We start from the raw sequence: 17,202 nt of genomic DNA, 5'->3' as shown, positions 1-17,202 counted from the left end.
AACATTTACTTACATCCAGTCATAATGTGACACAGAGCACATCACGGATGGAACACAGTTTCACTTAAGGAATCCTCATGACGATGCAATCTTCTGGCTTGTTCCGGCGCATATCCGGCGGCAGTCTTGTTAAGCAAATACTGGTCGGTCTGGTGCTGGGCGTGGCGCTGGCCCTTATCTCTAAACCCGCCGCTGAAGCGACAGGGCTGCTCGGCACGCTGTTCGTCGGCGCTCTGAAAGCCGTGGCACCGGTCCTGGTGCTGACGCTGGTGATGGCATCGATTGCCAACCATCAGCAGGGGCAAAAAACCAATATCCGCCCTATTCTCTGGATGTACCTGATTGGTACCTTCACCGCCGCCCTGACGGCGGTAGTGGTAAGTTTTATCTTCCCCTCCACATTACAGCTGACCACTGGCGCAACCGATATCACCCCGCCTGCGGGTATTGTTGAGGTCATGCACGGACTGCTGATGAGTATTGTCGCCAACCCGATCCACGCTCTGATTAACGCAAACTACATTGGCATTCTGGTATGGGCGGTAGGTCTTGGCTTTGCCCTCCGTCACAGCAAAGACACTACCAAAAATCTGATTACTGACGTTTCTAATGCCGTGACCTTCATCGTTACCGTGGTGATCCGCTTTGCACCGATCGGTATTTTTGGTCTGGTAGCCTCAACATTGGCCACCACCGGTTTTGGCGCCCTGTGGGGTTATGCCCAGTTGCTACTTGTATTGATTGGCTGTATGGCAATTGTGGCGCTAGTGATTAACCCGCTGCTGGTTTTCATCCAGACCCGCCGCAATCCGTATCCGCTGGTGTTGATGTGCCTGCGTGAAAGCGGAGTCACCGCCTTCTTCACCCGCAGTTCGGCCGCCAACATTCCGGTTAACATGTCGCTTTGCGAGAAGCTGAATCTGGATCGTGATACCTATTCGGTCTCCATTCCATTGGGCGCAACCGTCAATATGGCGGGTGCGGCGATCACCATCACCGTGCTAACCCTGGCGGCGGTACATACTTTGGGTATCCCGGTGGATCTGCCAACGGCGCTGCTGCTGAGCGTGGTGGCCGCACTCTGCGCCTGTGGCGCATCCGGCGTGGCGGGCGGGTCTCTGCTGCTGATCCCGCTGGCGTGCAACATGTTCGGCATCCCGAACGAGATTGCCATGCAGGTGGTGGCGGTGGGCTTCATTATCGGCGTATTGCAGGACTCCTGCGAAACGGCCATCAACTCCTCTACGGACGTGATGTTTACCGCAGCCGTGTGCCAGGCAGAAGATGCGCGTCTGGCGAAAAACGCCCTGCGTAGTTAACACTCAAGCCCTTCCGTCAACGGACGGAGGGGCGCTCTTCCCGCAAGTCTTTCTCTACTTTAAACGGATCGATCCCCCTGCGCTGCATGCGCCAGAAACGGATGATGTTCAGCCCGTTCATGACCAGAAAACTCCCTTCGATTAAGGTCCCGCCAATCGATCCCAACCAGAAGTTATGAATCACCCAACAGAGCGTGGAGCACCAGATAATGCAGCGCATCGTCAGCCCTTTGCTGCGAAACAGCGCCCAGGTGCTAACGATGGTACTGGCAACCGGCAGCAACTCCATGGGGTGATGGAATTTAGCCAGCCCGATGCCGCCCGTCAGGACAATAAACACCGTCATCACCCACAGACTGCGGGTGCGCAGGGTAATAAGCGTGCGCACGGTATTGAGCATGGCGCTGGAGCCAGCCGGAAAGGCTCCCATCAGAAAGAAATGGATGCCAATAACGGCGCTGTAGAGGGAGAGCTGGATTTTGAATTTCCGCTCGTCGCGGTTGAGGAAGGTGGTAATGCCGATCAGAAAGGCGAAGACACCAACGCCCTGGGCAAGCCAATACGCGGTCATGAAAGTTTCCTGTGGTCAGGCAAAAAGAAACGGCGCTTCCTTAAGAAACGCCGCTTTAATTCGATCCCTGTGACTTACAACGTCACGCCGCTTTTGAAGATCGCCAGCTCACGGAAGTCGTTTTTCTCGTTACAGGTAGATTTGCCGTTTGCAATATCAACAATCAGATCAACAAACTCATCCAGCACCTGAGGCATCCCTTTGCCGTGGATCAACTGGCCTGCGTCGAAATCGATCCAGTGCTTCTTCTTCGCCGCCAGCTCGCTGTTGGTGGCAATTTTCACCGTAGGGACAAAGCCGCCGTACGGCGTACCGCGCCCGGTACTGAACAGCACCATATGACAGCCTGCTCCCGCCAGGGCGCTGGTGGCGACCGCGTCGTTGCCCGGCGCGCTCAGCAAGTTCAGGCCGTGCGTCTTCAGGCGTTCGCCGTAGCGCAGCACATCAACCACCTGGCTGGCCCCCGCTTTCTGCGTACAGCCGAGGGATTTCTCCTCCAGAGTGGTGATCCCGCCCGCTTTGTTGCCCGGCGACGGGTTTTCATAGATGGGCTGGTTGTGGGCGATAAAGTACTGTTTGAAGTCGTTGACCATGGTCACGGTCTTTTCAAAGGTCGCTTCATCGCGGCAGTGGCTCATCAGAATACGCTCTGCGCCGAACATCTCCGGCACTTCAGTCAGCACGGTGGTGCCGCCGTTGCCAATCACGTAATCAGAGAAACGTCCCAGCATCGGGTTAGCGGTGATGCCGGACAGACCGTCAGAACCGCCGCACTCGAGGCCGAATTTTAGCTCGCTCAGCTTACCTGGCTCGCGTTTATCGTGGCGCATCGCCTCATACAGCTGGTGCAGCTGCTCAAGCCCCGCTTCCACTTCATCGTCCTGATGCTGACAGACCATAAAGTGCACGCGATCGGGATCATACTCCCCCAGGGTCTCGCGGAAGGCATCCACCTGATTGTTTTCACAACCGAGCCCCACCACCAGCACTGCACCGGCATTCGGGTGACGCACCATATTTTGCAGCATGGTACGGGTATTAATGTGGTCGTCGCCCAGCTGCGAGCAGCCGTAGGTATGGCTAAACAGGTGAACGCCGTCGATACCTTCGGCGTTGTTCGTCTCTTTCAGGAAACGGTTCTGCATCTGACGGGCCATGGCGTTCACGCAGCCGACGGTCGGCAGGATCCACAGCTCGTTGCGGATCCCCACCTCACCGCTGGCGCGGCGGTAGATCTCCACGTCGCGATCCGCGGCCTGCTGCTCCCCGGCCTGGAAATCGGGTTGATAGCTGTACTCGTCCAGATCGCTCAGATTGGTGCGGGTATTGTGGGAGTGAATGAATTCACCCGGCGCAATGTCTGCCAGCGCATGGCCGATAGGCAGGCCGTATTTGACGACATTCTCCCCTTTGGCAATCAGGCGCAGGGCAAACTTATGCCCGCGCGAAACAGCCTGACGAAGCGTGACGCTCTGGTTATCAAAAGTCACTTCCGTGCCTTCGGCCAGATCCGCCAGCGCTACCGCAACGTTATCCAGCGAATGGATCTTGATGTATTGCATATCAACCCCTAACGGCCTTAGTTCAGTTCAATGGCGAAGTAGTCACGCGCATTGTTAAAGCAGATATTTTTCACCATTTCGCCCAGCAGCTGGATATCTGCCGGTGCTTCGCCCGCGGCGACCCAGCGGCCGATCATCTGGCAGAGAATGCGGCGGAAATATTCATGGCGTGTATAAGACAGGAAGCTACGGCTATCGGTCAGCATCCCGACGAAGCGGCTTAACAGACCCAGCTGCGCCAGCTGCGTCATCTGACGCTCCATGCCGTCTTTCTGATCGTTGAACCACCAGCCGGAGCCAAACTGCATCTTGCCTGGCATCCCTTCGCCCTGGAAGTTACCGATCATGGTGCCCAGCACTTCGTTATCGCGCGGGTTCAGGCAGTAGAGGATGGTTTTTGGCAGCAGGTTCTCTTCGTTTTGCTTGCTCAGCAGTTTAGAGAGCTCTTCCGCCAGCGGGCGGTCGTTAATGGAGTCAAAGCCCACGTCCGGCCCCAGCAGTTTGAACTGACGCAGGTTGTTATTACGCAGCGCGCCAATGTGGTACTGCTGAACCCAGCCGCGACGCGCATATTCCGCGCCCAGCCAGACCAGTACGGCGGTTTTAAACTGCGCCACTTCGTGTTCGCTTAAGGTTTCACCTGCCAGGCGACGGGCCAGAATGCTGTCCAGCTCGGCTTCACTGGAATCGGCAAACAGCACCACGTCCAGCGCATGGTCAGACACTTTACAGCCGTGCGCCGCGAAGTGATCCAGACGTTTTGTCAGAGCTGTTTGCAGGTCGGTAAAGCGACGAATCTCGGTATCAGAGACGTCGCCAAGCTTCGCCATGTAATCGTTAAAGGTGGCCAGTTCAATATTGAAGGCTTTATCTGGGCGCCAGCTTGGCAGCACTTTCACATCAAAGCTGCTGTCTTGTGCAACGATGGCGTGGTGCTCCAGTGAGTCAATCGGATCGTCGGTGGTGCCGACCATCTTCACGTTCATCTGCTTCATGATGCCGCGGGCAGAGAATTTGTCCTGCGCCAGCAGCGCGTTGCACTCATCCCAGATCTCGTCTGCCGTGGTCGGGGACAGCAGTTTGCCCGTGATACCAAACGGACGACGCAATTCCAGGTGCGTCCAGTGGTACAGCGGGTTACCGATGGTGTGCGGCACGGTTGCCGCCCAGGCATCAAATTTCTCGCGGTCTGACGCATCACCGGTGCAGAGGCGCTCGGCCACACCGTTGGTGCGCATGGCACGCCACTTGTAATGGTCACCTTTCAGCCAGATGTCATACAGGTTTTTAAAGCGATAATTTTCGGCAACCTGCTGCGGCGGCAGATGGCAGTGGTAGTCAAAAATCGGCTGGTCTTTTGCATAGTCATGATACAGGCGGCGGGCAAATTCAGTATCTAACAGGAAATCGTCGGTCATAAACGCGGTCATATCGTCATCCTCATTACGAGTGCGTCAGAAAGCTTATGTTCAGATGCTGCAAAGTTATCACACCAATTTCCAGAGCCAGAAGATTTTTTCGTGAGTTAGATCAATAAACGCCCACAAAAAAATTACCTCCAAAGGGGCAGAGGCCGCTGGAAGCCGCGCCAGCACTGGCTTAGCTCGCCGCAAATAATGACCTTACAAAGATTCACACTTTTGTGATGTCACTCACCTTTTAAAGTTGTATGACAAGTTATCTTCTCGCCGTCGCAATTTATAAGCCGACGGAATGATTTACCGGTTTCTATCACAACCGGAATACACGGTACGGATACCGACTTATGCACGATTCACTTATGGCAAGGTTCGGGCCGTTCCGGGAGACACTCCCGGTTACGCCCTCCCGTTAAAGAAGCCGCTCAGGTTTACCGAGAGAGGCGCTGCGCCAGAGCGCAGATATAACATAACGATGAGGTTTTACATGCGTAAAATTAAAGGGTTACGTTGGTACATGATCGCACTGGTGACGCTTGGCACCGTGCTGGGCTACCTGACGCGTAACACTGTGGCGGCTGCGGCGCCAACGTTAATGGAAGAGCTGCACATTTCGACCCAGCAATACTCTTACATCATCGCCGCTTACTCTGCGGCATACACCATCATGCAGCCCGTTGCCGGCTATGTGCTGGATATTCTCGGCACCAAAATTGGCTACGCCTTCTTCGCCGTCACCTGGGCAGTATTCTGCGGCGCGACCGCGCTGGCGGGCAGCTGGGGTGGACTGGCACTGGCACGTGGCGCAGTAGGTGCTGCAGAAGCCGCTATGATCCCGGCCGGCCTGAAAGCCAGCTCTGAATGGTTCCCGGCGAAAGAGCGCTCCATCGCCGTTGGCTATTTCAACGTGGGTTCTTCTATTGGTGCGATGATTGCCCCGCCGCTGGTGGTATGGGCTATCGTGATGCACAGCTGGCAGATGGCATTCATCATCTCTGGCGTGCTGAGTTTTGCATGGGCAATGGCGTGGCTGGTCTTCTATAAACACCCGCGCGATCAGAAAAAACTTTCTGAAGAAGAACGTGAATACATCATTGGTGGTCAGGAAGCACAGCACCAGACCAACAACGGTAAAAAGATGTCTGTCTGGCAGATTCTGGGTACCCGTCAATTCTGGGGTATCGCCCTGCCACGCTTCCTGGCAGAACCGGCCTGGGGTACCTTCAACGCCTGGATCCCGCTGTTCATGTTTAAAGTTTACGGCTTTAACCTGAAAGAGATCGCCATGTTTGCCTGGATGCCAATGCTGTTTGCTGACCTGGGCTGCATCGTGGGGGGTTACCTGCCGCCACTGTTCCAGCGCTGGTTTGGTGTTAACCTGATTGTGTCACGTAAGATGGTTGTGACCATGGGCGCACTGCTGATGATTGGCCCAGGCATGATCGGCCTCTTCACCAGCCCGTACGTGGCGATTGGCCTGCTGTGCATCGGTGGTTTTGCTCACCAGTCTCTGTCTGGCGCGCTGATTACCCTCTCTTCCGACGTCTTTGGGCGTAACGAAGTGGCAACCGCCAACGGCCTGACCGGTATGGCAGCCTGGACCGCCAGCACCCTGTTTGCACTGGTTGTGGGCGCACTGGCAGATACTATCGGCTTTAGCCCGCTGTTCGCGGTACTGGCGGTGTTCGACGTGCTGGGAGCCATTGTTATCTGGACGGTACTGAAAAACCAGTCAGCCGAGGAGCTGGCAAAGAGCACCATAGGCGGCCCCGCCGCCCAGAGTTAGCGAAGAAAAGTGTGAACTAAAGCCGCCTGTCAGGGCGGCTTTTTTGATGGCGAAATCTGGTGGGGGTTTAGCAAAAGTGGTATAACAAATATCATCTGCCGTACCCTGCCTGGAGCGCATATGGAAATCAACGAACCCCGTCGTCTTTATCAGCAACTTGCTGCCGAGCTGAAAGATCGCATCGAGCAAGGCGTCTATCTGGTGGGCGATAAACTGCCTGCGGAGCGTTTCATTGCCGATGAGAAGAGCGTCAGCCGCACCGTGGTTCGTGAAGCTATCATTATGCTGGAGGTCGAAGGTTACGTCGAAGTGCGTAAAGGTTCCGGCATTCATGTTATCTCCAGCCAGGCAAAACACTCCCCGGCACCGGACGAAAGTCTGGAATTTGCCAGTTACGGCCCCTTTGAGCTTCTGCAGGCGCGTCAGCTTATTGAAAGTAATATCGCCGAGTTTGCCGCCACCCAGGTGACCAAACAGGACATCATGAAGCTGATGGAGATCCAGGATAAAGCGCGACAGGAAAAATGTTTCCGCGATTCCGAATGGGATTTGCAATTCCATGTCCAGGTGGCGCTCGCAACGCAAAACACGGCACTGGCGGCGATTGTTGAAAAAATGTGGACTCAGCGCGTTCATAACCCGTACTGGAAAAAACTGCACGATCATATCGATTTACGCACCGTCGATAACTGGTGTGACGATCATGACCAGATCCTTAAAGCATTGATTCGAAAAGATCCGCATGCGGCGAAGCTGGCCATGTGGCAGCACCTGGAGAACACTAAACAAATGCTGTTTAACGAAACGAGTGATGACTTCGAATTTAACGCTGACCGTTACCTTTTTGCCGAAAATCCGGTTGTTCACCTTGATACTGCCGCAAGCGGCACAAAATAGTTTTCTTCTCTGCTGGCGGGCGCATCATTGCGCCTTCTGGCGTCTGTGGGTAAGCAAACCTCTATAGTGTCAGCCTTTGTAAATACCCTCGCGTCCCCTCCCTGGGTTAAGCCAAAATCACATCATTATCCTCGTGAAATTCTGTGACGCAGAACCGCGGGGTTTGTTACAATTAGATGCAATTTGCATTTCTGTAAGTTAGTGCTTGCTTACCCAGCCATTTAACAGGGAACAGTTCTGGCCACACAATGTGTCCGCGAGCGATCATAATGTCTTTATAAAAACTATCGCCGTGCTGTTTTGACCCGGTTGACGGGCATGACGTTAACCGATTTCCAGGAACACTGAATGGAACTTTTTACCCAATTACTTAATGCCTTATGGGCCCAGGATTTCGAAACCCTGGCCAATCCTTCCATGATTGGCATGCTCTATTTTGTCCTGTTTATGATTCTGTTTCTTGAAAACGGCCTGCTGCCCGCCGCGTTTTTGCCGGGCGATAGCTTGCTGGTGCTGGTAGGGGTGCTCTGCGCAAAGGGGGCGATGGCCTTCCCGCAAACGGTAGTGTTACTGACCATTGCCGCCAGCCTGGGCTGTTGGGTGAGCTACATTCAGGGGCGATGGCTGGGCAATACGCGTATTGTGCAGAACTGGCTTTCGCATCTTCCGGCGCACTACCATCAGCGTGCGCACCATCTGTTCCATAAGCATGGTCTTTCCGCCCTGCTGCTTGGCCGTTTCATCGCGTTCGTCCGTACCCTTTTACCTACCATAGCCGGCCTCTCCGGCCTGAACAGCGCCCGTTTTCAGTTCTTCAACTGGATGAGCGGCCTGCTGTGGGTACTGATTCTGACCACCCTGGGCTACGCGCTGGGCAAGACGCCGGTGTTCCTTAAATATGAAGACGCGCTAATGTCGTGCCTGATGTTGCTTCCGGTGGTGCTGCTGGTGTTTGGCCTGATTGGCTCGCTGGTTGTTTTGTGGAAGAAAAAACATGGGAGTCGAGGTTAACGTGCGCCTCTCAATGCGACAGTTTACTTACGCCATGGTGGCGCTGTGTATGCTCAGCGCCATGCTGCTGGTCTGGAAAGCGCTCCAGACCCACGAGTCTACGCTGGCGATTCGCCCGGTGATTCAGGGTTCGAGCGTGCCAGATGGCTTTTCCATCTGGCACCATCTGGATGCTAATGGCATTCGCTTTAAAAGCATTACGCCTCAGAATGACGTGCTGTTAATCACCTTTGACTCCAGCGCCCAAAGCGCTGAAGCGAAAAAGGTGCTCGACCGTACGCTGCCGCAGGGTTATATCATCGCGCAACAGGATGATCCTAACCAGGCTGCACTCTGGCTAACTCGCCTGCGTGATACCTCTCGCCTGGCGGGCTAAACTTCCAGGATTCTGAATCTTTTCACCCACTTTGGTGATATCGCCGTTTACTTACTATGCTTAAGTACGCGGAGCACCTCTCGATGTACTCCGCAGCACTCTGGAAAATCGGCATTTCGTTAGGATTTGCCGTTAACAATGGAAGGTTTCAATCATGAATTACCGCATCGTTCTGGGTCTTGCCCTTTTTTCAATTAGCACAGCGTCTTTCGCCACTTCCCTGTGTCAGGAGAAGGAACAGGATATCAAGCGTGAGATCAGTTACGCCGAAAAGCATAACAATCAGAGCCGCATCAGTGGTCTGAAAAAAGCGCTGAGTGAAGTACAGGCGAACTGTACGGACAGTAAGCTGCGTGCTGAACACCAGAAAGATATTGCTGAGCAGAAAGAAGAGATTGCCGAACGCCGTCAGGATCTGGTGGAAGCAAAAGCGAAAGGCGATGCGGATAAGATCGAAAAGCGTGAAAAGAAACTGAAAGAAGCGCAGGAAGAGCTGCATGCGCTGGAGTCTCGCGATTATTAAGCCAACGGAAGTCTTAACAGGAGAGAATCATGTCCAAAGATACCACATCGGAACATCTGCGCGCTGAACTGAAATCCCTGGCGGATACCCTGGAAGAGGTGCTGAATACCTCTTCAGACAAATCAAAGGAAGAGCTGAGCAAACTGCGCAGTAAAGCCGAAAGCGCCCTGAAAGACAGCCGTTATCGCCTGGGTGAGACAGGTGACGCGCTGGCCAAACAGACCCGTGAAGCAGCCGCTCGCGCGGATGAATATGTACGTGACAACCCGTGGACCGGAGTGGGCATTGGCGCCGCTATCGGTGTCGTTCTGGGTGTCCTGCTGACGCGTCGTTGATTATGGAAGATCCTCGTCAAGCACAAGGCCCTGCAAAAAACGTCCTCGGCATTGGGCAGCGTATTTTAACCACTCTGGTTGGCATCGTGGAGACACGCGTCAGGCTGGCTGTGGTTGAACTTGAAGAGGAGAAGGCCAACCTCTTCCAGATGCTGCTTATGCTGGGGCTGACCATGCTCTTCGCCGCCTTTGGCCTGATGAGCCTGATGGTGCTGATTATCTGGGCGATTGATCCGCAGTATCGTCTGAACGCCATGATCGCGACTACCGTAGTATTGCTGGTGGCAGCCCTGATTGGCGGGATTTGGACGATGCGCAAAGCGCGTCAGTCAAGCCTGCTCCGTCATACTCGTCATGAACTGGCCAACGACCGGTCTCTGCTGGAGGATGACAAGTCGTGAGTGACAAATCAGATCGTCAACAGCGAAAGGCGTTTCTGCTGAGCCAGATCCAACAGCAGCGGTTGGATCTGTCCGCCAGCCGTCGCGACTGGCTAGCCGTAACGCGTTCGTACGATCGCGGCTGGAATACCTTTCTGAGCTTACGCTCATGGGCGCTGGTTGGCAGCAGCGTGATGGCTATCTGGACGGTACGCCATCCCAATCTTCTGGTTCGCTGGGCACGTCGCGGTTTTGGCGCATGGACCGCATGGCGACTGGTTAAGTCGACCCTTCGCCAGCAACAGCTGGGTAATTAGCCCCACTCCGCAGGCCGGGTTAGTCCTCTTCCGGCCTGCGCACCCCTTTCTGATTGCTCAATATCTTTGATTAAGATTGACAGTTTTCCTTGCTAACAATTGCCAATCGCCCCGTTTAATATCCTCTCCATCGACAGCAAATGCGCGGCAGGTGCCCGGATTTGCGGAAAAATAAAAATCAGCAGCCCTTGTGGTTTCGTGGAGAGTAAAATGAAAAAATTAGAAGATGTTGGTGTACTGGTTGCGCGTATTTTGATGCCGATTCTGTTTATTACAGCAGGCTGGGGCAAAATCACTGGTTACGCAGGAACGCAACAGTATATGGAAGCCATGGGCGTACCGGGGTTCCTGCTGCCTCTGACCATCCTGCTTGAGTTTGGCGGCGGTCTGGCAATTCTGTTCGGTTTCCTGACCCGTACCACCGCGCTGTTCACCGCAGGCTTTACTCTGCTGACGGCATTCATCTTCCACAGTAATTTTGCAGAAGGCGTGAACTCTCTGATGTTCATGAAAAACCTGACTATCGCAGGCGGTTTCCTGCTGCTGGGTATCACCGGTCCAGGCGCATTCAGCATCGACCGTGTGCTGAATAAAAAGTGGTAAGCCGATTACCCGAGTAAACTTGAAGCGAGGAGATATCTCCTCGCTTTGGCTATCTGAAGGAGGAAAAAATGGGACAACTTGTTGACGGCGTCTGGCAGGATACCTGGTACGACACCAAATCTACCGGAGGACGTTTTAAGCGTTCTGTTTCTGCCTTCCGCAACTGGCTCACCGCCGACGGCTCCGCCGGCCCGAGCGGTGAAGGCGGCTTCGCGGCGGAGAAAGACCGTTATCATCTCTACGTTTCACTCGCCTGTCCGTGGGCGCATCGCACACTGATTGTCCGCACGCTGAAAGGGCTGGAATCGCTGATCCCCGTTTCGGTCGTTAACCCGCTGATGCTGGAAAACGGCTGGACCTTCGACAAGGATTTCCCGGCCGCCACGGGCGATGACCTCTATCACCACGATTTTCTCTATCAGCTCTATCTGCGTGCCGATCCACATTACACTGGACGCGTCACCGTTCCGGTACTGTGGGATAAGAAAAACCAGACCATCGTCAGCAATGAATCGGCTGAAATTATCCGCATGTTCAATACCGCTTTTGATGCTCACGGCGCGCGGGCGGGCGATTATTATCCCACTGAACTGCGGGAAAAAATTGATGAGCTGAATAGCTGGATTTACGACAACGTCAATAACGGTGTTTACAAGGCCGGGTTTGCCACCAGCCAGGAAGCTTACGACGAGGCGGTCGAGAAAGTCTTTGAGTCGCTGGAGCGCATTGAGCAGATCCTTGGCCAGCATCGCTACCTCACCGGCGATCGACTGACAGAAGCCGATATTCGTCTGTGGACAACGCTGGTACGTTTCGATCCGGTCTATGTCACCCACTTTAAATGCGATAAGCATCGCATCAGCGATTATATGAACCTGTATGGTTTCCTGCGCGACATCTACCAGATGCCGGGGATTGCCGAAACGGTCGATTTTGACCACATCCGCACCCACTATTACCGCAGCCATAAAACCATCAACCCAACGGGTATTATCTCCATTGGTCCATGGCAGGATCTGAACGAACCGCATGGCCGTGACGTCCGTTTCGGCTAAATATTCAGGGCATCAATTGATGCCCTTTTTTTATTCACAATCTCCGTCTATTCTTACCTCGATCGCTTAGAAAACAAGTGATTGACTGATTATTGAGGCAAGATATATGGACTGGTATCTCAAAGTACTGCGCAACTACATTGGATTTGGTGGCCGCGCCCGCCGCAAAGAGTACTGGATGTTTGTTCTGGTGAACTTCATCCTTATCCTCGTGCTGGGCATCCTCGATAAAATGCTCGGCTGGGAGCGCGCCGGGGGCGAAGGGGTGCTGACGACGATTTATGGTCTGCTGGTTCTGCTGCCGTCCTGGGCTGTTCTGTTCCGGCGCCTGCACGACACTGACCGTTCGGCGTGGTGGCTGTTGCTGGTGCTTATTCCCATCGTCGGCTGGCTAATTATTCTGATCTTCAACTGCCAGGCTGGCACGCCGGGTGAAAACCGCTTCGGGCCGGATCCTAAACGGCAAGCCTGATACCTTGCCCGGCGGCATTGCGCCACCGGGCATGCACTTATTTGACGGTAAACAGCTTCTGGATCTCGCGCAGGCACCAGGATTTGGCCTCGCCCATGCTGTCCCGACGCCACGCCATAATGATATCCACTTCGCTAGTGTACTCCGGGCTGACCACGCGCAGGCGCCCTTCAGCAATATCTTTTTCCACAAACGGATAAGGCATAGTGGCGACGCCCAGCCCGGCCAACAGCGCCTGGCGTTTATCTTCCAGCGTACTGACGGTGAGACGCGGCTGCTTATCCAGCAGCTGCACGGTCAGTACCGGACGTTCGCGGGCGGTATCGGCCACCGCCACACCCCGGTACTTCACGCGGGTAACTTCAGAGAGCGGCTCGGGCTCGTCATGAATCGGATGATCCGGGGCAGCAACATAGACATTCATTACGCTATAGAGCTTACGGGAGTTGATCTCAGACGAGGATCGGAAGTGCATATCCGGCGCAATGACAATATCCGCCCTGCCCGTTTCAAGACGCTCCCACGCCCCTGCCAGCACCTCGGTGATGATCGACAGCTGCGTATTGGCTTTATCCGCCAGTCTTTCTACCAGCGGGAAGAGCGCGTGCGTCGGGACAAGCGCTTCTGTTACCAGAGTGAGATGGGTCTCCCAGCCGCGGGCCAGAGCCTCTGCATCGGTAGTGAGTTTATCAGCCGCCTCCAGCAGTACACGCCCGCGCTCAAGCAACATGCGGCCAACATTGGTGAATTTTGTTCGATGACCGGAGCGGTCAAATAACACCACATCCAGCTCTTCTTCCAGCTTCTGCATGGTGTAACTCAGGGCTGACGGCACGCGCCCCAGCTCGTCTGCAGCCGCAGCAAAGCTGCCACGTCTGTCAATCGCGTCCATGACGCGCAGCGCTTCAAGCGTCAGTGCTCTCTCTTTAGCCATAACGTTATCATTCAGGAAATTTGAACATAGTGGGCAGAATATCTGGCTAACAATGCAGCGTCCATACCTTTACCATTGTTTTAGTGTAAAGAGAGGTCAAGCATTATGATTACTACAAGAACTGCAAAGCAGTGTGGACAAGCCGACTTCGGTTGGTTACAGGCCCGCTATACCTTTTCCTTTGGACACTACTTTGACCCGAAACTGTTGGGCTACGCCTCACTGCGCGTGCTGAATCAGGAAGTGCTTGCACCAGGCGCCTCCTTCCAGCCACGTACCTATCCTAAAGTGGATATCCTTAATGTGATTCTGGAAGGCGAAGCCGAGTACCGCGACAGCGAAGGCAATCATGTCCAGGCGAAGGCCGGTGAAGCGCTGTTGATTGCCACCCAACCAGGCACAAGTTATAGCGAGCATAATCTCAGCAAAGACAAAACGCTGACCCGCCTGCAGCTGTGGCTGGACGCATGCCCGGAGCGTGAAAATGCACCGGTTCAGAAGATGATATTGCAGGACGGTAAGCAGCAACTGCTCGCTTCGCCGGACGGCAGCCAGGGTAGCCTGCAACTGCGCCAGCAGATTTGGCTGCATCATATTGAGCTGAAGAAAGGCGAGGAGCTTAGCTTCCAGCTGCATGGCCCGCGCGCCTATCTGCAGTCGATTCACGGCACGGTACATGCCGTCACGCATGCGCAAGGGAAAGAAGCGCTAACCTGTGGTGACGGGGCGTTTATTCGTGATGAAGCGAATATTACCCTGGTCGCCGATTCACCGCTGCGGGCATTGCTGATTGATTTGCCGGTGTGACGATAATCCCTGCTGACCCTCTCAGAAAGAGAGGGTCAGGGGAAAGGCGTTACACTTTGCTCATCATAATCTCAATGATCTGCTTATCCGTGGCCTGCATTGAGCGGCATGCCAGTGCGCACAGATTTGCGATCGACTGTTCCACATCCTGCGCAACTATCCCTTCATTGCCCGTCACGGCAGACTCCTCCAGTGCCATCATCACCGCTTTCCAGGCACTGGATACGCTGGTAGAGACCTTCATGGCGCAGCTGTTTGCCGCCCCGTCACAGATGATGCCACTGACATCCCCGATCATACTGCCGATCGCCATCGCCATCGTCTGGTAGTTACCGCCCATTAGCCAGGCCATGCCTGCTGCTGCCCCCATTGCTGCCGTCGTGGCGGCACACAGTGCCGACAATCGCGGAAGCTGGTTATGGATGTAGATGGCCACCAGGTGAGACAGCATTAACGCCCGTGCCAGCATGTTCTCGTCGGCCTGCACATACTCTGCAACGACCACGACCGGCATAGTGGCAGCGATCCCCTGGTTGCCAGAGCCTGAGTTACTCATCGCCGGCAGTGTCGCTCCGCCCATGCGTGCGTCCGAGGCGGCGCTGGTGCGAATAACAATCTCCGACGCAAGATCCTGCGCCATCCAGCCACGCTCGCGCTGTTTTTGCAGCGTAGCGCCGATATGGAGACCCCATTTCCCGCTCAGCCCCTCGCGGGAAAGCGCATCGTTGAGCCGGGCGGCCTCCAGGATGAAGCGGATATCCGCAAAGGGAACGTGCCCGGCAAACTCAAAGATCTGCGACAGCGTAGCCGTGGAAAGTACAGCCAGGGGATCATCGTCGTTGTGCTCTACCTTCTCATTGCGATGAAAACATGTTTTTCCGCCGCAGGTAATCTCGATCACACGCGTATGTTCACCGGCAATGGTCACCGAGGCTGACTCATCCTCTGCATAGACGCAGGCGCGGGAATAGAGGATCTCATCGCACGGCACCTGCAAGTTTATCTGCACTTTACCGGCATCCAGCAACGCTTTAGCCCTGGTGAGCGCCTCGGCTGAGGCCTCTTTGAGCACTTCCAGCCCGCCCTGCGGATTGCCCCCCAGCGCCCCCAGCGCCGCGGCAACAGGCAGCCCGACCATCCCGGTTCCTGGTACCGTTACCCCCAGCCCGTTTTTCATCAGATTTGGCGATACCCACGCTTCAATGTGCGTTACCGGCTTCGCGAGTTGCCCGGCGGCAATCGCACAGGCCAGCGCCAGAGAGATGGGTTCGGTACATCCAAGGGCAGGTTTTACTTCCGCCCGGACAGCGCGAATAAAAGGGTTCCATAAAGGATTCGTGAACTCAGACATCTTAACCACCTAAATGATCCTCAGGAGAAGGCGAGGAAAGGAGAAACGCAAAGCAGCACGCCGGTGATAATAATGATCATCAGCGATACGCCTTTGTATTTATGCAGTGCGGGGACTTTATAGACCAGCCAGGCGGGAATTAAGCACCCCACCATGCCAAAGATAGGACTGCAAATAGAGGTGAAGCTCAGTACCGGCGCATTCAAGACAATGGCGCTCCAGGCCAGTAAAATGGCGAAAAGCATGATGCCGCGCTGTACCAGGGATTCATTGATTTTTTCTGCCGGCATCCTGCGGCGCAGAATATTCATCACGATGCCCTGTGTGGCTTCGCGAAAGCCGAGATACACACCGAAGAACGCGGTCATAACGGCAAAAATATTGAGGATTACGCTGACAATTTTGACCCAGCCCGCCCCTTCGCCGCTAATAAATTGTGCCGCAATCGCCAGTGCGGAAATATTCTGTTCATACGCTTTTACCGCATCGTCATGCCCCATCGCCAGCGTGAAAGAGACCGCGTAAAAGAAGACCGTGACAAACAGAATGCCGAAGGCGATATTCATCGCCCGCAGCGCTTTATAGCGCGCGACTTCTACCGACTTTTCTCGCGAGCGATAAGAGATCACCATCGGGCTTAACGTCTGAATAAAAAGAATCGAAGTGAGCGTAAAGGGCAGCGTAATAATGGCGTTTTTAATCAGCAGTCCGACGGGCGGCAGCATACCCACGTTGGCTAAGTGCCAGAGCCCAATCATCGACAGCCCCAGCGCCGCGACGACAAACAGCTTTGTAAGCACCATCAGGCTTGAAACCTTAAATAAGAGCTTTTCACCGCGCGATGAGATCGCCACCAAAATACAGATCAGCAGCAAGCCGTAGAAGGGATTTTCCGAAAGCAGGCCATCGGTAATGCCAAAGGTGTGTAAATAAGAGGCGCTGTCATTGGTGATCGCGGTGGAGTAGACAAACATCCAGATCACCAGCATCACGAAATAGAGCGCGCCCAATAAAATCCCCCAGTTCTTGCCCAGGTAGCCGCTAATAACGCTCGGATAATCTTTGCATTCTGGTGATTCCGCCAGCGTATTTATAAAGAGACGCTGGAAGAGATACATCGCCGGATAACCGATTATCGAGGAGAGCAGGAATACCCACAGGCCCATTAATCCCACCTGGACCGGGAGAAAAACAATTCCCGCACCTATCGCCATGCCGATACTCATAATGATCCAACCGGTATCGGTACTGTCGAATTTAATGGCTTCTTGCCATTCACTTTCACGCATTCCCGCTCGCATTGCCGCAGGGGAATCCGTGACCATCACGCTGCTATTTTTCGCCGTATCCATAAGGCTCTCGCTTATTGTGTAGGGTATAGAGTTCTCATTTTTGGGTCTGTGCTCATCAGCGATAATGAGCCAGAGATGTGCAGGCGCGAATTATTGGAATGGGGAAAATCATACCCGCAGGTGAAGAGAAAAA

The 17,202-nt window shown here is 54.5% G+C and carries 19 protein-coding genes; 13 read left to right on the top strand and 6 right to left on the bottom strand.

What is annotated here, in order from left to right; translation table 11 throughout:
* Positions 1–77: 77 nt before the first annotated feature.
* Positions 78–1,319: a serine/threonine transporter SstT gene (gene sstT, locus B3511_RS19320; RefSeq protein ID WP_286790078.1), complete on the top strand. Its 1,242-nt coding sequence runs from the start codon at positions 78–80 to the stop codon at positions 1,317–1,319.
* Positions 1,320–1,335: 16 nt separating this feature from the next.
* On the opposite strand, the gene B3511_RS19315 is transcribed toward sstT, so the two are convergent.
* The 3 genes from B3511_RS19315 to uxaC all read right to left on the bottom strand — a co-directional run bounded on the left by B3511_RS19315 (position 1,336) and on the right by uxaC (position 4,882).
* Entirely contained in the window at positions 1,336–1,890 is a 555-nt protein-coding gene (locus B3511_RS19315) for a YgjV family protein (RefSeq protein WP_233800519.1), read from the bottom strand.
* A 74-nt stretch (positions 1,891–1,964) separates the two neighbouring features.
* Positions 1,965–3,452 (bottom strand): UxaA family hydrolase, encoded by a 1,488-nt coding sequence (locus B3511_RS19310; RefSeq protein ID WP_046885810.1) that lies wholly within the window; start codon positions 3,450–3,452, stop codon positions 1,965–1,967.
* Between the two features lie 17 nt (positions 3,453–3,469).
* Positions 3,470–4,882 carry a glucuronate isomerase gene (uxaC, locus tag B3511_RS19305; protein WP_212476726.1) on the bottom strand — a complete coding sequence of 471 codons (1,413 nt, stop codon included), beginning with the start codon at positions 4,880–4,882 and terminating at the stop codon, positions 3,470–3,472.
* A 475-nt stretch (positions 4,883–5,357) separates the two neighbouring features.
* Between uxaC and B3511_RS19300 the strand changes: the two genes are divergently transcribed.
* The 11 genes from B3511_RS19300 to B3511_RS19250 all read left to right on the top strand — a co-directional run bounded on the left by B3511_RS19300 (position 5,358) and on the right by B3511_RS19250 (position 12,625).
* The gene (locus tag B3511_RS19300; protein ID WP_046885808.1) at positions 5,358–6,656 is read left to right on the top strand and encodes an MFS transporter; all 1,299 of its coding nucleotides are present in this window, start codon (positions 5,358–5,360) and stop codon (positions 6,654–6,656) included.
* A 120-nt stretch (positions 6,657–6,776) separates the two neighbouring features.
* Positions 6,777–7,553 (top strand): transcriptional regulator ExuR, encoded by a 777-nt coding sequence (exuR, locus tag B3511_RS19295; RefSeq protein ID WP_046885807.1) that lies wholly within the window; start codon positions 6,777–6,779, stop codon positions 7,551–7,553.
* A gap of 348 nt (positions 7,554–7,901) precedes the next feature.
* Positions 7,902–8,564, top strand: a complete 663-nt coding sequence (gene yqjA / locus B3511_RS19290) for a DedA family general envelope maintenance protein YqjA (protein ID WP_040073932.1) — start codon at positions 7,902–7,904, stop codon at positions 8,562–8,564.
* Positions 8,548–8,940, top strand: a complete 393-nt coding sequence (gene mzrA / locus B3511_RS19285; protein ID WP_040073931.1) for an EnvZ/OmpR regulon moderator MzrA — start codon at positions 8,548–8,550, stop codon at positions 8,938–8,940. The genes yqjA and mzrA overlap by 17 nt, the downstream gene beginning before the upstream one ends.
* A 154-nt stretch (positions 8,941–9,094) precedes the next feature.
* Positions 9,095–9,463, top strand: a complete 369-nt coding sequence (locus tag B3511_RS19280) for a DUF1090 domain-containing protein (RefSeq protein ID WP_040073930.1) — start codon at positions 9,095–9,097, stop codon at positions 9,461–9,463.
* A gap of 29 nt (positions 9,464–9,492) precedes the next feature.
* A complete protein-coding gene (locus tag B3511_RS19275; protein WP_040073929.1) occupies positions 9,493–9,798 on the top strand; it encodes a DUF883 family protein in 306 nt (101 codons plus the stop codon).
* Between the two features lie 2 nt (positions 9,799–9,800).
* Positions 9,801–10,199 (top strand): phage holin family protein, encoded by a 399-nt coding sequence (locus B3511_RS19270; protein WP_040073928.1) that lies wholly within the window; start codon positions 9,801–9,803, stop codon positions 10,197–10,199.
* Complete coding sequence (locus B3511_RS19265; RefSeq protein ID WP_046885805.1) at positions 10,196–10,495, top strand: YqjK-like family protein; 300 nt, start codon at positions 10,196–10,198, stop codon at positions 10,493–10,495. The genes B3511_RS19270 and B3511_RS19265 overlap by 4 nt, the downstream gene beginning before the upstream one ends.
* A 210-nt stretch (positions 10,496–10,705) precedes the next feature.
* Entirely contained in the window at positions 10,706–11,098 is a 393-nt protein-coding gene (locus tag B3511_RS19260) for a DoxX family protein (RefSeq protein WP_040073926.1), read from the top strand.
* 68 nt (positions 11,099–11,166) lie between these two features.
* Positions 11,167–12,153 carry a glutathione S-transferase family protein gene (locus B3511_RS19255; RefSeq protein WP_233800515.1) on the top strand — a complete coding sequence of 329 codons (987 nt, stop codon included), beginning with the start codon at positions 11,167–11,169 and terminating at the stop codon, positions 12,151–12,153.
* Between the two features lie 106 nt (positions 12,154–12,259).
* The gene (locus B3511_RS19250; protein ID WP_046885802.1) at positions 12,260–12,625 is read left to right on the top strand and encodes a DUF805 domain-containing protein; all 366 of its coding nucleotides are present in this window, start codon (positions 12,260–12,262) and stop codon (positions 12,623–12,625) included.
* Between the two features lie 37 nt (positions 12,626–12,662).
* On the opposite strand, the gene B3511_RS19245 is transcribed toward B3511_RS19250, so the two are convergent.
* Complete coding sequence (locus tag B3511_RS19245; protein WP_040073923.1) at positions 12,663–13,559, bottom strand: LysR family transcriptional regulator; 897 nt, start codon at positions 13,557–13,559, stop codon at positions 12,663–12,665.
* 105 nt (positions 13,560–13,664) lie between these two features.
* On the opposite strand from B3511_RS19245, the gene B3511_RS19240 reads away from it, so the two are divergent.
* Positions 13,665–14,366: a pirin family protein gene (locus B3511_RS19240; protein WP_286790077.1), complete on the top strand. Its 702-nt coding sequence runs from the start codon at positions 13,665–13,667 to the stop codon at positions 14,364–14,366.
* A gap of 49 nt (positions 14,367–14,415) precedes the next feature.
* Here B3511_RS19240 and B3511_RS19235 read toward each other — a convergent pair whose 3' ends face one another.
* Positions 14,416–15,717, bottom strand: coding sequence for a serine dehydratase subunit alpha family protein (locus tag B3511_RS19235; RefSeq protein WP_286790076.1), 1,302 nt, complete (start codon positions 15,715–15,717; stop codon positions 14,416–14,418).
* A gap of 20 nt (positions 15,718–15,737) precedes the next feature.
* On the bottom strand, positions 15,738–17,069 hold the full coding sequence (locus B3511_RS19230; RefSeq protein WP_207292452.1) for a hypothetical protein: 1,332 nt from the start codon (positions 17,067–17,069) through the stop codon (positions 15,738–15,740).
* Between the last annotated feature and the right edge of the window lie 133 nt (positions 17,070–17,202).

It is taken from the genome of Leclercia sp. UBA1284, assembly GCF_002308415.1.
GTDB classification, from domain to species: domain Bacteria; phylum Pseudomonadota; class Gammaproteobacteria; order Enterobacterales; family Enterobacteriaceae; genus Enterobacter; species Enterobacter pneumoniae.
Note: the sequence above shows the minus strand (reverse complement) of the source record. Positions and strands in the feature narration are given on the sequence as shown.

What these genes read in the sequence shown, in the direction of transcription:
- B3511_RS19250 (WP_046885802.1), top strand. Translation starts at nt 12,260, where the DNA reads ATGGACTGGTATCTCAAAGTACTGCGCAACTACATTGGATTTGGTGGC.
- B3511_RS19275 (WP_040073929.1), top strand. Translation starts at nt 9,493, where the DNA reads ATGTCCAAAGATACCACATCGGAACATCTGCGCGCTGAACTGAAATCC.
- exuR (WP_046885807.1), top strand. Translation starts at nt 6,777, where the DNA reads ATGGAAATCAACGAACCCCGTCGTCTTTATCAGCAACTTGCTGCCGAG.
- B3511_RS19310 (WP_046885810.1), bottom strand. Translation starts at nt 3,452, where the DNA reads ATGCAATACATCAAGATCCATTCGCTGGATAACGTTGCGGTAGCGCTG.
- B3511_RS19315 (WP_233800519.1), bottom strand. Translation starts at nt 1,890, where the DNA reads ATGACCGCGTATTGGCTTGCCCAGGGCGTTGGTGTCTTCGCCTTTCTG.
- B3511_RS19300 (WP_046885808.1), top strand. Translation starts at nt 5,358, where the DNA reads ATGCGTAAAATTAAAGGGTTACGTTGGTACATGATCGCACTGGTGACG.
- B3511_RS19245 (WP_040073923.1), bottom strand. Translation starts at nt 13,559, where the DNA reads ATGGCTAAAGAGAGAGCACTGACGCTTGAAGCGCTGCGCGTCATGGAC.
- B3511_RS19230 (WP_207292452.1), bottom strand. Translation starts at nt 17,069, where the DNA reads ATGGATACGGCGAAAAATAGCAGCGTGATGGTCACGGATTCCCCTGCG.
- uxaC (WP_212476726.1), bottom strand. Translation starts at nt 4,882, where the DNA reads ATGACCGCGTTTATGACCGACGATTTCCTGTTAGATACTGAATTTGCC.
- B3511_RS19255 (WP_233800515.1), top strand. Translation starts at nt 11,167, where the DNA reads ATGGGACAACTTGTTGACGGCGTCTGGCAGGATACCTGGTACGACACC.
- mzrA (WP_040073931.1), top strand. Translation starts at nt 8,548, where the DNA reads ATGGGAGTCGAGGTTAACGTGCGCCTCTCAATGCGACAGTTTACTTAC.
- B3511_RS19260 (WP_040073926.1), top strand. Translation starts at nt 10,706, where the DNA reads ATGAAAAAATTAGAAGATGTTGGTGTACTGGTTGCGCGTATTTTGATG.
- B3511_RS19235 (WP_286790076.1), bottom strand. Translation starts at nt 15,717, where the DNA reads ATGTCTGAGTTCACGAATCCTTTATGGAACCCTTTTATTCGCGCTGTC.
- B3511_RS19240 (WP_286790077.1), top strand. Translation starts at nt 13,665, where the DNA reads ATGATTACTACAAGAACTGCAAAGCAGTGTGGACAAGCCGACTTCGGT.
- B3511_RS19280 (WP_040073930.1), top strand. Translation starts at nt 9,095, where the DNA reads ATGAATTACCGCATCGTTCTGGGTCTTGCCCTTTTTTCAATTAGCACA.
- B3511_RS19270 (WP_040073928.1), top strand. Translation starts at nt 9,801, where the DNA reads ATGGAAGATCCTCGTCAAGCACAAGGCCCTGCAAAAAACGTCCTCGGC.
- sstT (WP_286790078.1), top strand. Translation starts at nt 78, where the DNA reads ATGACGATGCAATCTTCTGGCTTGTTCCGGCGCATATCCGGCGGCAGT.
- yqjA (WP_040073932.1), top strand. Translation starts at nt 7,902, where the DNA reads ATGGAACTTTTTACCCAATTACTTAATGCCTTATGGGCCCAGGATTTC.